Source organism: Aliishimia ponticola (genome assembly GCF_004803475.1).
Taxonomy (GTDB): domain Bacteria; phylum Pseudomonadota; class Alphaproteobacteria; order Rhodobacterales; family Rhodobacteraceae; genus Aliishimia; species Aliishimia ponticola.
On the sequence record NZ_SRKY01000002.1, the window covers coordinates 399,952 to 413,542 of the forward strand.

At 59.3% G+C, this 13,591-nt stretch carries 9 protein-coding genes; 8 read left to right on the forward strand and 1 reads right to left on the reverse strand.

Annotated features, from left to right (window positions below; all coding sequences use genetic code 11):
- The first annotated feature begins 51 nt into the window (after positions 1 to 51).
- From E4Z66_RS08315 to ugpC, 8 genes are all read left to right on the forward strand, one after another.
- Positions 52 to 2,139, forward strand: a complete 2,088-nt coding sequence (locus tag E4Z66_RS08315; RefSeq protein ID WP_136462534.1) for a hydantoinase/oxoprolinase family protein — start codon at positions 52 to 54, stop codon at positions 2,137 to 2,139.
- Entirely contained in the window at positions 2,136 to 3,836 is a 1,701-nt protein-coding gene (locus E4Z66_RS08320) for a hydantoinase B/oxoprolinase family protein (protein WP_136462535.1), read from the forward strand. The genes E4Z66_RS08315 and E4Z66_RS08320 overlap by 4 nt, the downstream gene beginning before the upstream one ends.
- A complete protein-coding gene (locus E4Z66_RS08325; RefSeq protein ID WP_136462536.1) occupies positions 3,836 to 5,041 on the forward strand; it encodes an NAD(P)/FAD-dependent oxidoreductase in 1,206 nt (401 codons plus the stop codon). Before E4Z66_RS08320 ends, E4Z66_RS08325 begins: the two co-directional genes overlap by 1 nt.
- Positions 5,038 to 5,874: an NAD-dependent epimerase/dehydratase family protein gene (locus tag E4Z66_RS08330; RefSeq protein ID WP_136462537.1), complete on the forward strand. Its 837-nt coding sequence runs from the start codon at positions 5,038 to 5,040 to the stop codon at positions 5,872 to 5,874. The genes E4Z66_RS08325 and E4Z66_RS08330 overlap by 4 nt, the downstream gene beginning before the upstream one ends.
- Positions 5,875 to 6,031: 157 nt before the next feature.
- The gene (gene ugpB / locus E4Z66_RS08335; protein WP_136462538.1) at positions 6,032 to 7,348 is read left to right on the forward strand and encodes a sn-glycerol-3-phosphate ABC transporter substrate-binding protein UgpB; all 1,317 of its coding nucleotides are present in this window, start codon (positions 6,032 to 6,034) and stop codon (positions 7,346 to 7,348) included.
- Positions 7,349 to 7,410: 62 nt separating this feature from the next.
- Entirely contained in the window at positions 7,411 to 8,292 is an 882-nt protein-coding gene (ugpA, locus tag E4Z66_RS08340) for a sn-glycerol-3-phosphate ABC transporter permease UgpA (protein WP_136462539.1), read from the forward strand.
- Positions 8,292 to 9,140 (forward strand): sn-glycerol-3-phosphate ABC transporter permease UgpE, encoded by an 849-nt coding sequence (gene ugpE / locus E4Z66_RS08345; protein WP_136462540.1) that lies wholly within the window; start codon positions 8,292 to 8,294, stop codon positions 9,138 to 9,140. The genes ugpA and ugpE overlap by 1 nt, the downstream gene beginning before the upstream one ends.
- 2 nt (positions 9,141 to 9,142) lie before the next feature.
- The gene (ugpC, locus tag E4Z66_RS08350; RefSeq protein WP_136462541.1) at positions 9,143 to 10,228 is read left to right on the forward strand and encodes a sn-glycerol-3-phosphate ABC transporter ATP-binding protein UgpC; all 1,086 of its coding nucleotides are present in this window, start codon (positions 9,143 to 9,145) and stop codon (positions 10,226 to 10,228) included.
- Positions 10,229 to 10,391: 163 nt separating this feature from the next.
- On the opposite strand, the gene E4Z66_RS19930 is transcribed toward ugpC, so the two are convergent.
- Positions 10,392 to 13,424, reverse strand: a complete 3,033-nt coding sequence (locus E4Z66_RS19930) for a methyl-accepting chemotaxis protein (RefSeq protein WP_168797756.1) — start codon at positions 13,422 to 13,424, stop codon at positions 10,392 to 10,394.
- Positions 13,425 to 13,591 lie beyond the last annotated feature (167 nt).

The following is a 13,591-nucleotide window of genomic DNA, read 5'->3' on the forward strand; positions in this document are numbered from 1 at the left end:
CCAGAACCCCGCGCTAGGCTGACGTGATTCAATTCGTGTCGAGGAACTTTCATGGCAGCGTCTCAAACCCGTCTTGGCGTCGATATCGGCGGCACATTCACTGATGTGGTTCTGGAAACGGCGGCGGGCCGGTTTTCGACCAAGGTATTGACGACCTATGGCGCGCCTGAAGATGCGATTGTCGACGGGATGCGGCAGGTTTGTGCCAAGGCCTCGATTGCCCCGGACAGCATCGCCCAGATCATCCACGGCACGACCCTTGCGACCAACGCGCTGATCGAACGGCGCGGGGCAAAAACGGCGCTGATCACGACCGAAGGCTTCCGTGACGTGATCGAGATGCGCACTGAAAGCCGGTTCGAACAATACGATCTGAACCTCGTGCTGCCAGCGCCGCTGCTGGCGCGCAACCGCCGCTATGTTCTGCGCGAACGGATGGACGCGGCTGGAAAGGTTCTGATCCCGTTGGACCGGGCCGAGGTCGAAACGCTTGTCGATGAGCTTGCACACGCCGGGTATGAAAGCGTCGCGGTCGGGTTGCTGCACGCCTATGCCAATGACGCGCATGAACGCCTGATCGCCGAGGTTCTGGCCGAAAGGATGCCGCAGGCGGCGGTGTCGCTGTCATCGGAAGTCTCGCCGCAGATGCGCGAATATGAGCGCTTCAACACCACCATCGCGAACGCCTATATCAAGCCGCTCATGGCCTCTTATCTGGGGCGGCTCAAGGATCGCCTTGCGGCCGAGGGCGCGGATTGCCCTGTCTTCCTGATGCATTCGGGCGGCGGGATCATGTCGCTGGAAAGCGCGGCGGAATTCCCGGTGCGGCTTGTGGAGTCCGGCCCGGCGGGCGGCGCGATTTTCGCCGCTGACATCGCCACGCGCTACGGTTTGGACAAGGTGTTGAGCTTCGACATGGGGGGCACTACGGCCAAGATCTGCCTGATCAAGGATCAAAGCCCGAAAACGGCGCGGGTCTTTGAGGTGGCGCGCAGCTATCGGTTCAAGAAAGGGTCGGGGATGCCGATCTCCATCCCCGTGATCGATATGGTCGAAATCGGTGCCGGTGGCGGGTCGCTGGCGCATGTGGACGCGATGAACCAAATCCGTGTTGGCCCGGAAAGCGCGGGATCGGAACCGGGCCCGGCCAGCTATGGTCGCGGCGGCACGCGCCCGGCGGTGACGGATGCGGACCTGCTTTTGGGCAAGCTCGACCCCGAGAATTTCGCAGGCGGCTCGATCGCGCTGTTTCCGGACAAATCACGCAGCGCGCTGGAGTCAGAGATTGGGGAACGCCTGAACATGGACGCGGATGAGGCAGCATGGGGCGTGGCCGAAGTCGTGGATGAAAACATGGCGAATGCGGCGCGGGTACACGCGGTTGAGAATGGCGAAGACCTGTCCGAATACACCATGATCGCCTTTGGCGGGGCGGCCCCGCTTCATGCCGGGCGGCTTTGCGAAAAACTTGGGATTTCGCGCTGCCTTGTGCCGCAGGGGGCGGGTGTCGGATCGGCCATCGGCTTCCTGCGCGCGCCTTTCAGCTTCGAAGCGAACCGTTCCGTGTTCATGCGCCTTAGTCATTTCGACCCGGATATGGTCAAAACCCTGTTCAGCGAGATGGAGCAGGAAGCCACGCGCTTTGTACGGTCCTGCGATGCCGAAGCGCAGATCGACAGCGATCACAAGGTATACATGCGCTATGCAGGGCAGGGCTGGGAAATCCCGGTGCAGTTGACGCCAGAGCAGGCCGCAGCCCCCGACGCGGACACGTTTCAGGCACTGTTTGATGCGGCTTATGCCAAGCTCTTTGGTCGTCCGGTGACGGGCATGGCCGTGGAAATCACGGTCTGGTCGGTCAACGCCTATACCCGCGCTGAAAAAACAGACCGGGCAACGCCGCTTGTCCGTGCAGAAGAAATGCAGCCACAGCACAGACGAAGGCTGTTCGATCCGGGGCTGGGCAAACCGACGCAAGCCGCGGAAGTGGACCGCGCCGCGCTGCCCGCAGGCCAGTGGGTCGCCGGGCCAGCCGTGGTGACGGAAGCGGAAACGACGGTTGTGGTGCCGGCCAGCCGCTACGTTCTGGCACAAAGCGATGGCACCTTGGATATGATCGCAGCGGGAGAGGCGGAATGACCAGCCAAGTCGCATTTCAAGTCATGTGGAACCGCCTGATCTCCGTGGTTGAAGAACAGGCCCAAGCCCTTGTTCGCACGGCCTTTTCAACATCAGTTCGGGAAGCAGGGGATCTGTCCGCTGGTGTTTACAACGATCAGGGCGAGATGCTTGCGCAGGCGGTGACGGGAACGCCGGGTCATGTGAACGCGATGGCCGATGCCGTGGGGCATTTCATCCGAAGGATCGGACGGCCGTCCATGTATGAGGGCGACGTCTATCTGACCAATGATCCTTGGGAAGGGACCGGCCACAAGCATGACATCACGGTCGTTACTCCGGCCTTCATGGATGGCCGGTTGATCGGGTTCTTTGCCTGTACCGCACATGTGACCGATATCGGCGGGCGCGGTTTTGGCGCAGACGCGAATGACGTGCATGAGGAAGGCCTGTACCTGCCCATCATGAAATTCGCCGAGCGCGGCGAGGTCGATCAGACCTTGCTCAAGATCATTCGCGGAAATGTGCGCGAGCCGGATCGACTGGTCGGCGACATCTACGCCCTCGCGACCTGTAACGAGATTGGCCATCGCCGCCTGATTGATATGATGCAGGAGTTCGGTTTGGCCGACCTTGGCGCGGTCTCTGACTTCATCCTGAGCAATTCGCGCGCCGCCACGTTGGAGCGGATCAATGCCCTGCAAGCGGGTGAAGCTGACGGGCATATGCGGATCGACGGATATTCCAACCCCATCGATCTTTGCGTACGGGTACGTATTGAAAAGGATCGGATCATCTGTGATTGGGATGGGACCAGCGGTGTAGACAAGAAAGGCATAAATGTCCCGCTTGTCTATACGAAGGCGTATGCTTGTTATGCTTTGAAATGCGCTATCGCGCCTGAAATTCCCAATAATGCCGCATCCTTGACCCCCTTCGAGGTCACTGCGCCAGAGAACACCATCGTCAATGCGCTGCCCCCGGCACCCGTGGCGTTGCGGCATGTGATCGGTCACATGGTGCCCGATACAGTCTATTCCGCGCTTGACAAATTGCTGCCCGGTATCGTTCCGGCGGAAGGGGCGGGGTGCTTGTGCAATTTCCAGCTTTCCCTACGCCCGCGTACGGATATGCCCTCGCCAGAGAACGCGCGGCGCGCCGAAGTGCTGACATTTAACTCAGGCGGTTCCGGTGCGCGTCCGACATTGGACGGGATGAGCGCGACCGCCTTTCCATCGGGTGTCATGACCATGCCCGTCGAGGCGACCGAACAGGTCGGCCCGGTGATCGTCTGGCGCAAGGAACTGCGCCCGGATTCCGGTGGGGCGGGTCAATTCCGGGGCGGGCTTGGTCAATATATGGATGTGGGCGCAGCCGAAGGATATGAATTCGACATGTCCGCCATGCTGGACCGCGTGGATCACCCGGCATTGGGGCGTGCGGGCGGCGGGGCAGGCGGCGCGACACGTATCGTCCGCTCCGACGGCGTGGCGATGCGCGGCAAGGGGCGACAATTCGTGCCGCCGGGCGTGCAGGTGCACATGGCCTTCCCCGGTGGCGCTGGCTACGGTGACGCGGCATCGCGCGATCCCGAATTGGTGCGGCGCGATCTTGCGCTTGGCTACATCACAGCAGAAGCTGCGGCCCGTGACTACGGCCTGACAGAAGACGACATTGCCGCGATCCTGGAACGCGCGGCCAGCGGAGAGGACATCTGATGGCAGTATTCCCCACAACACCCGCCCGGACCTCCTATGACGTTGTAATCGTCGGCGGGGCAATCATGGGATCGTCGACAGCGTGGTGGCTGAAAGAACTGGGCTTCGACGGTTCGATCCTCGTCGTCGAACGCGACCCCAGTTACACCGCCTGTTCCACGGCACACACAAATTCCTGCATCCGCCAGCAGTTTTCGTCAGAACTGAATATCCGGATTTCTCAGTTCGGCGCGCAGTTCGTGAAAAATCTGCGTGACTACATGAAAGACGACAAAGTGCCGGAACTGGGCATCCAGAATTACGGCTATCTCTATCTGGCGGATAATGCACAGTTTGCAGATACGCTGCGCGCCAATCAGGCGGTGCAACGCGCGTGCGGCGCGGAAACGGAACTTCTGACGCCCGATGAAATCGCCGAACGCTATCCGTTCTATGATCTTGACGGGATCGTTCTTGGGTCGATCAATCGCAAGGACGAAGGCTATTGGGATGGGGGGATCGTGTTTGAATGGTTCCGCCGATTGGCACGCGAGCGCGGCGTCGAATATGTGCAGGGCGAAGTGACCGGCATGACACGGCAGGGCGGGCGCATCACCGATGTGACACTGGCCTCCGGCGATACCGTGTCCTGCGGTAAAGTTGTCAATGCCAGCGGTCCGCGCGCGGCCGTTACCGCGAAGATGGCCGGGCTGGATGTGCCGGTGGAACCGCGCAAGCGTTTCACATGGATTTTCAGCGCCGAAAAGCCGCTGGATCGGGACTTGCCGCTGACGATTGACCCTTCGGGTGTGCATTTCCGGCAAGATGGCCCGAAAACGTACCTTGCGGGCTGCCCCGCCGACCCGGACCCGGCAGTTGATCCGACAGACTTCGCGATGGATCACAACCGCTGGCAGGATCACGTCTGGCCGACGATTGCGACCCGGATTCCCCAATTCGATGCGCTGAAGATCGTGACCGAATGGGCCGGGCATTACGCTTATAACACCTTGGATCAGAACGCGGTTCTTGGCCCACATCCGGAGGTGGAGAATTTCCTGTTCCTCAACGGGTTCTCGGGCCACGGGCTGCAACAGTCCCCTGCGATGGGGCGCGCCATGGCCGAATGGCTGATCCACGGCGCGTTCCAAACCCTTGACTTGAGTCCGTTCGCTTATGACCGGATCATCCGCAACGAACCCTATCTAGAAAAGGCCGTCATATGAAAAAGATCGTTCTGACCGGTGCTGCCGGACGCCTTGGCTCCTACCTGCGGGAGCCGCTGTCAAAGATGTGCGACACGCTGCTGTCCACTGATATCGTCGATGATATCGGCACGCTGTATGAGGGCGAGACCTTCGTGCAAGCGGATCTCGCCCAGATGGACGAAATCAAACCGCTGTTGGAAGGCGCGGATATGGTGGTGCATTTCGGTGCCATCGTGGACGAAGCCCCGTTTGAACAATTGTGGGGGCCGAATTTCGTCGGGTCCTATAACATCTGGGAGGCGGGTTACCGGCACGGGGTGCGGCGGATCGTCTATGCCAGTTCGATCCACGCGGTCGGCATGTATCCCCGGCGCGAGTTTATCGGCACCGATGTCGCGCACCGGCCCGATGGGTTCTACGGTCTGGCCAAGTGCTTTACCGAGGATCTGGGCCGCATGTATTGGGAAAAACGCGGGCTCGAATCCGTCCATCTGCGGATCTTGTCGGCGGCACAGGTGAACAACCCGCGCGCCCTGGGCACGTGGCTGTCCTATGACGATCTGATCCAACTGGTCACACGGGCCATCGATACGCCAACAGTCGGCTTCACCGTCGCTTACGGCGTGTCCAACAACGACCGCTGCCCGGTGGATAACGCCAATGCGTCTTTCCTTGGCTATCGTCCGAAGGACAACGCCGAAGAGTTCGCCGAAAAGGTTTTGGCGGAAGCGCCCGAGGCCGATCCGACCGATCCGGCGCAGATGTGCCATGGCGGCCCCTTCGCGTCTGTCGATCTGGGCAGCAGCGGCCTTGCGCAGATGAATGTGGTGGACGACCGCAAGAAATCCTGAGGATTCAGTTCCCTAACGTAAGACAAAACAAATGTGACCGCCGGGGCAGGCGGTCATATGACCGTTACACTGTTGGACTAACTGGCACGTCATGCGCGCGAAAAGCGCGTCTGATTGATACAGCCAGCAAGCGCCAAACTGGCGCGAGGGAGTCCTTATGACAGTGAAATCCGTACTCAGCGCAACCGTGGCATCCATTGCCGTTGCATCCTCTGCCATTGCCGCCGACAAGGCGCAGGTTGAATTCTGGCACGCGATGGGCGGCGAGCTTGGCCAGATGGTCGACACGTTCGCATCCGACTTCAACGCGGGTTCCGATAGCTGCCAGATCAATGCGACCTACAAGGGCAACTACACAGAGAACATGACGGCCTCCATCGCCGCGTTCCGTGCCGGTCAGCAGCCGCATATCACACAGGTGTTCGAGGTTGGCACCGCCACGATGATGGCAGCCGAAGGCAAGGGCGCGGTCTATCCCGTTTATAAACTGATGGAAGACGCCGGCATCGATTTCGATCAATCCGCCTATCTGCCTGCGGTGATCTCCTATTACACCGACACGGACAACAACCTGCTGTCGCTGCCGTTCAACTCCTCCACCCCGGTTCTGTGGTACAACAAAACGGCGCTGGACGCCGCGGGCGTTGCCGTGCCCACCACATGGGACGAAGTTGAAGAAGCCGCGCGTGCGCTTAAGGCCAATGGTATGACCAAGCCGTTTTCCTTCGGCTGGCAGTCCTGGACGAATGTCGAAAACTTCTCCGCCTGGCACAACCTGCCGATGGCGACCGAAGAAAACGGCTTTGCATCGCTGAAAACCGAATTCACATTTAATAACGACGCGGTCGTGAACCACATCCAGCGCATCGCGGATATGGGCGAAGAGGGCCTGTTCGTTTATGGCGGGCGCCGTGGTGACAGCCGCGCCCAGTTCGTGAACGGTGAAACCGCGCTGTGGATCAACTCCTCTGCCTATTACGGCGGGTTCAAGACAGACATCACCGAGTTCGAGTTTGGCCAAACCATGCTGCCGCTTGAAACCAGCGTTGCGGACGCACCGCAAAACTCCATCATCGGCGGCGCAACGCTGTGGGTGCTTAGCGGTCACGACCAACCGGAATACACCTGCGTTGCAGAGTTCTTCCAATTCCTGTCGCAGCCTGAACAGCAAGCGATGTGGCACCAGAACACCGGTTATGTTCCGATCACCACCGCCGCTTACGAGCTGTCCAAGGAGCAAGGCTTCTACGAATCCGATCCGCTGACGGACACGGCGATCAAGCAGTTGAGCCTGAACGCACCGACCCCGGCGTCCAAAGGCGTGCGTTTCGGCAGCTTCGTGCAGGTGCGCGACATCATCAACGAAGAACTGGAAGCCGTGTGGGCGGGCGACAAAGACGCCAAGTCGGCGCTGGACGCGGCGGTTGAGCGCGGCAATGCGCTGCTGCGCAAGTTCGAAGAAGCCAACGGCTGATAACTGAAACCAGATGCGGGCCGGGGTGTTTGCCTCGGCCCGTTTCTTTTGAAGGCGAACTCATGCAGAAACGTGTCGTGTTTCGCAACACTTGGTTGCCCTACATTCTGGTCGCACCGCAAATCCTGGTCACGCTGGTGTTCTTTTTCTGGCCCTCATGGCAGGCGCTGGAAAGCTCTTTCTATATCGAAGACGCCTTCGGCTTCTCGCGTGAATGGGTCGGCTTGCGGAACTATACCGAACTTTTTGCCGATCCCGGCTATCTTAAAAGCTTCCGCACCACGCTGATCTTCGGGCTTTGTGTGACCTTCCTTGCGATGAGCATCTCGCTGGCGCTTGCCGTTGCCGCGAACCGGGTGCTGCGCGCGGCGACGGTCTATCGGACTTTCCTGATCTGGCCTTACGCGGTCGCGCCCGCGTTGGCTGGCGTCATCTGGTACTTCCTGATGAACCCGTCGCTTGGCATCGTGTCCTACTGGTTGCGCGCGCTTGGGTATGACTGGAACCACTATGTGAACGGTGAACAAGCGCTTGGGATGGTCATCGTCGCGGCGGCATGGAAGCAGATTAGCTACAACTTCCTGTTCTTTCTGGCCGGGCTGCAATCGATCCCCAAATCGCTGGTCGAGGCGGCGGCGATTGATCGCGCGGGGCCGGGGCGCCGGTTCTGGACGATCGTCTTCCCGCTTTTGTCGCCCACGACGTTCTTCTTGCTGGTCGTGAACCTTGTCTATGCCTTCTTCGATACGTTTTCGCTGATCCACGCCACGACAGAGGGCGGCCCGGCAGACGCCACATCCATTCTTGTCTTCCGCGTCTACAACACGGGGTTCATCGGGCAGGATTACGGATCTTCCGCCGCGCAATCGGTGGTTCTGATGGCTTTGGTCGTTGCGATGACCTTCGTGCAATTTCGATACATTGATCGGCGGGTGAATTACTGATGGTCGAGAACCGTTTCTATCTTACCGTACTGACCCATGCCGTGTTGATCACGGGTGTGTTCTTCCTATGCTTTCCCGTGTGGATGGCGCTTGTTGCGTCGACGCATCCGGCATCGGCGCTGTCGTCCACGCCAATCCCGCTCTGGTTTGGCGATCAGGGCTGGGAAAACTACAGCCAATTGCTGTCTGGTGGCTTGCCCGAGGCAGGCGGCGTTCCAGTCGGCCAGATGATGCTGAACTCCGGCCTGATGGCCTTGGGCATTACCTTTGGCAAAATCGCGGTGTCGGTGCTTGCCGCCTATGCCATCGTCTATTTCCGGTTTCCGTTCCGCATGGTGTTCTTCTGGCTGATCTTCCTGACGCTGATGCTGCCTGTCGAGGTGCGCATCCTTCCGACCTATGACGTCATCACCAAGCTGGGGATGCTGAACAGCTATCAGGGGCTGATCATTCCGCTGATCGCCTCGGCCACGGCCACGTTCCTGTTTCGGCAGTTCTTCATGACCATCCCCGATGAACTGGTCGAGGCCGCGCGTATCGACCGCGCCGGGCCGTTGCGGTTCTTCTGGGATATCCTGCTGCCGCTGAGCCGGACGAATATCGCGGCGCTGTTCATCATCCTCTTCATCTATGGCTGGAACCAGTATCTTTGGCCGCTGATCATCACCTCTGACGAAAGCCTCTACACCGTCGTGATGGGCATTCAGCGGATGGTGAATTCCGGGGAACAATTGCCGGTCTGGCATTACATCATGGGCACAGCCGTCTTGGCGATGGTGCCGCCGGTCATCGTCGTGGTGGCCATGCAAAAGCTCTTTGTCAAAGGGCTGGTAGAAAGTGAGAAGTGAGAATGGCGCAAGTCGAGATCAGAAATCTTGGTAAGGTCTATCCCGGTAAGGTCCGGGCCGTGTCCGGCGCGTCGGCCGATATCGCGGATGGCGAATTCATCGTGCTGGTCGGGCCGTCGGGCTGCGGGAAATCAACCATTTTGCGGATGATTGCGGGGCTCGAAGAAGTCTCGGAAGGGGATTTGTTCATTGGCGGCGATCGGGTCAATGATCTTGAACCCGGAGAGCGGGACATCGCGATGGTGTTCCAGAACTATGCGCTTTACCCCCATATGACCGTGCGCCGGAACATGGAATATGGTCTGCGCAATGAGGGCTTGCCGAAAGATCAGATCGCGGCCCGGATTGCAGAGGCCGCGCGAACCCTGCGTCTTGAGGAGTATCTGGATCGAAAACCGCGCCAATTGTCCGGCGGTCAAAGGCAGCGGGTGGCAATGGGCCGTGCGATCGTGCGGGAGCCGAAGGCGTTTCTTTTCGATGAGCCGTTGTCCAATCTGGACGCCAAATTGCGGACGCAGTTGCGCGCCGAACTGCGTGCCCTGCATGTGCGTTTGGGGGCGACATTCATCTATGTCACGCATGATCAGGTGGAAGCGATGTCGCTTGCGGATCGGATCATTGTGATGAATGCGGGGCAAATCGAACAGATCGGCGCACCGTTGGAGCTGTATCAAAAACCTGCCACGCGCTTCGTCGCAGAATTCATCGGGACCCCAGCGATGAACTTTGTCGAGGCGCGGCCTGTGACAGCTGGGCTCAAAATCGATCTGCCGGAGGGCGCATCGCTGCCGGGCCCTTGCGCGATGGTCGATCAGTTGGCGGCGCCTGCGCATATCGGCTTCAGGCCCGAGGATCTTGTACTTGAGCCGCAGGACGGCGCGGCCGGGCTCAGGCTGGACTTGCAGGTTATGTTTGCAGAGCAGCTTGGCGCGGACACCGTCATTCATGCCAGACTCGCGGGGCAAAGCGATCCGGTGACCATCCGGGTCGAAAGCGCTCAAAACCCCGCGCCCGGCGCAACCATGACGGCCTATGCGCCAAACGCTGCGCTGCATGTGTTTGATGCGGCGACGGGGCAGCGGCTGTAAGCGGGCGCTTCCTTTGTAGGAAGCCAGGCAGTTCAGGATCATCCGTTGTGTAGGTCGCAGTTGTCCTTGCAACTGTAATGATCCTGCCATGCTGGACCATGGCGCCGGATCGCATTGATACAAAGTCATTCCACGTGCGATCCGGCAGAATGTCTGGGACGTCCTAGAATTCCTCCCACCCCGTCGCTGCAGGTTCTTCGGCGAGCGCCGCAGAACCTTGCGAACGATACCCGCCTTGGTCCAGCGGCGGTGCCGACGCGGCGGGCGCGGGCTTCGGTTCAGGTGCCGGGGGGGGAGCCAATGTGGGGGCAGGGGCTGGCTGTTTGGGTGCACTCGGCGCCGCGGCGGCATTTCGGTTTCCAACGTCGAAACGGCCGGTCGTCTTGACCAGTGTCTGTGCCTCGGCGGCGAGCGCTTGGCTGGCTGCTGTCGTTTCTTCGACCATGGCCGCGTTACGCTGCGTGGTTTCATCCAGCTGACTCATCGCGGTATTGATCTCACCAATGCCAGAGGATTGTTCCGCAGCTGAGGTCGCGATGTTGTTCACGACGTCGGAAATCTCTGCCACGGAATTAACGATCTGATCCAGCGCGGTGCCCGCGTCCGCCACCAAGGACACGCCCTGTTTGACCTGATCACCAGAGGACGTAATCAGCGTGTTGATTTCCCCGGCAGCCTCTAGGGAGCGTTGCGCCAAGGCGCGCACTTCCGAAGCGACAACCGCAAACCCTCGCCCGGCTTCGCCCGCGCGCGCCGCTTCGACGCCTGCGTTCAAGGCGAGCAGGTTCGTCTGGAAGGCGATGTCGTCAATCACGCTGATGATTTTCGAAATCTCGTTTGAAGAGGTCTCGATCGCGTGCATCGCGCTTACGGCCTGTCCGACAACCTGCCCACTTTCCTTGGCGCGGTTGCGGGCCGCGCTTGCGATATCGGCCGCGTTTTGGGCGCCGCTGGCGGCAGACGTCACAGATGCGGTCAGCTCTTCCACGGCTGTGGCGGTCTCTTCGAGTGTCGCGGCCTGGCGCTCTGTTCTGTGTGACAGATCATGGACCGCAGAACTGATCGCGGTGGCTTCATCGTCAATTTGTTCCGCATTCGCGACAACACTGCGCATCGCGTCTTTCAGCTTGTCGACCGCCTCGTTGAAATCCGCGCGCAGCTGCTCGTAGTCGGGCGCGAAACTTTCCTTGATTGCGCATGTCAAATCCCCGACAGCGAGTTGCTTGAGTTTGACGCTCAATTTCTCGACCACAGCGCTTTGCTCTTCCTGCATCCGTTTGCGCTGTTCTTCGGCTTCATGCATCTGCTTGTGGGTTTCCGTCGCGTCGACGCCCAGCAAAAGGCACCCGTTCACCTCGCCCTTGTGATTTGGCACCGGGCTGATGCTGCCGTCGATGATCCGTTCACCCGCGTCAGATTTCAGCAGAAAACTCTGATGTACGCTTTCGCCGTTGCTCACACGGGGCCAGAAATCTTCTTCGCCATCCAGCGGACGAATAATTGTCGTCGCATCCATCCCCAGAACCTTCTCCCGCGGTTTCTGTATTGTCTGCAGGATAAGATCGTTCATGGATTTGATTCGACCGTCCAGCGCCATTTCCATTCGGCATTGCTGTGTGTCGATGGCCTGCAAAATAACCTGATTGGCCATTTGGTTTGTTTGGTCACGCCATTCGAGAATGTAGCCGACCAACTTGCCGTTACGGTCTTCCACCTTATCGACGAGCAAGCCAACATAGGCATTCCCGATGGACAGCTTCAATTTCGCCGGCAGCTTCTCGACCGCAGCGAGCGTGGCGCGGTTCTTGGCCGGATTTGCGTGGAACATATCCATGTGCTGACCGACGAGCCCTTCAGGATCAAAGTCGTCGACGATCTGCCGGAAGTCATCCGCACGCTCTCTCATCATCTTTTTGGCCGCTGTATTCAGCTTGAATATCCGAAAATCTGTGTCGGCCAGGATCATCGGGGCCCCGGAAACCTCGAATCCCGCGCTGATGAAGCTGCCGAGATGAGCCTCCTCCGCGGCTTCGGATAACGCGCCACGGAAGGTTTCGACGGCCCGGCCAATGTCGCCGATTTCGTCGGTCCGAGCCTGGTTTTCAACTGTTGTGTCATAGGCGCCATCCGAAATGGACCTTACAGCTTTTGCGAGCTTCGCAAGGGGCGCGGCAATGGATTTGGAAAGAAGGACGGTCACGCCCAAAGCGGCGATGAACATTATGGCGCCGTTCAACGTTATTGACCGCAGGGCTTCTGCCTCTTTCGCAAAAAGCTCAGCGGTGTCTTGCTTTGCCACCAAAGCCCAATTTGTGCCAAGGAAACTGAGGGTTTCGACATAGGCCGTAACGTGATTGCCGTTGCGATCGACCATAGGGAAAGCGCTGGTGTGATCTTGAAACGCGAGCGTCAGAACCTCTGCCGGGACCCGTGTCGCCAGCACATCGTCTTCCACGCTTTTCAAGGAATCCGTGCGCATCAGCCCATCTTCGCCAAGCAGGAACGCTTCGCCGGTTTCACCCAGCCCGGTCGCACGTGCGACGGTCGCGTTCAGTTCACCAACGGGCATCTGGAAGGCGAGTACGCCCAGACGCTCCCCCGACTCGCTGAAAACCGGCCGAGCGATGAACGCCGCCGCGGCACCGAAACTGGGCCCATAGGGTTCGAAGTCCTCGAAAACGGCAGGCTCGCCCGGCGCTAGGTTCAGCGCACGTCGGAAAACATTTCCAAGATCGGTATCCTTCCACTCCCCGGTGTTCAGATTGGTCGCATAGTCCAGCTCCTTGAAAACCGAATAGACAAGGTTGCCATCGGTATCGAACAGGAACACGTCGTAATATCCCATGGTCTGCTGGAGACGGTGGAAATACGGGTGATAGCGCGCATGCAGCGCATCATAGTCGCTGCCATTTCCTGCAACAGTCAGCTTGTCTTTCTCGCCGGTTGGATGCGGGTTGTCCGTAATATAGACACGTTGAAGAACTTCCATCGGGCTTTCGATGGCGGCAAAGGCGCTTGAGAACTGGTCCAGCGCGTTTGAGGTAAGTTCCGACGTGGCTTGCAGTTGCAGATCACGATCGATCGTTTGCAGAAGCGTAGAGACAAGCGTGGCTTGAAGAGCGGCCGTGCTTTCCAGTTTTGCGGTTGCTTCCGCCTCGATCCCGATGCGTGTCGTCCTTGCGGACAGATACGTCATGACAGCAAGGATGATTCCGACCATGAGGCTGATCAAAAGCGGTATCTTGAAGCCTAGGCTTTTGTGAAGACGTTTTGCTTGCATTGCATACCTCGTGATCCAAGTCGGCCACTCGATAGCGCCACGAAGTAAATTATTACCTTACGCCGCTGCCCATTTTCGAAAGT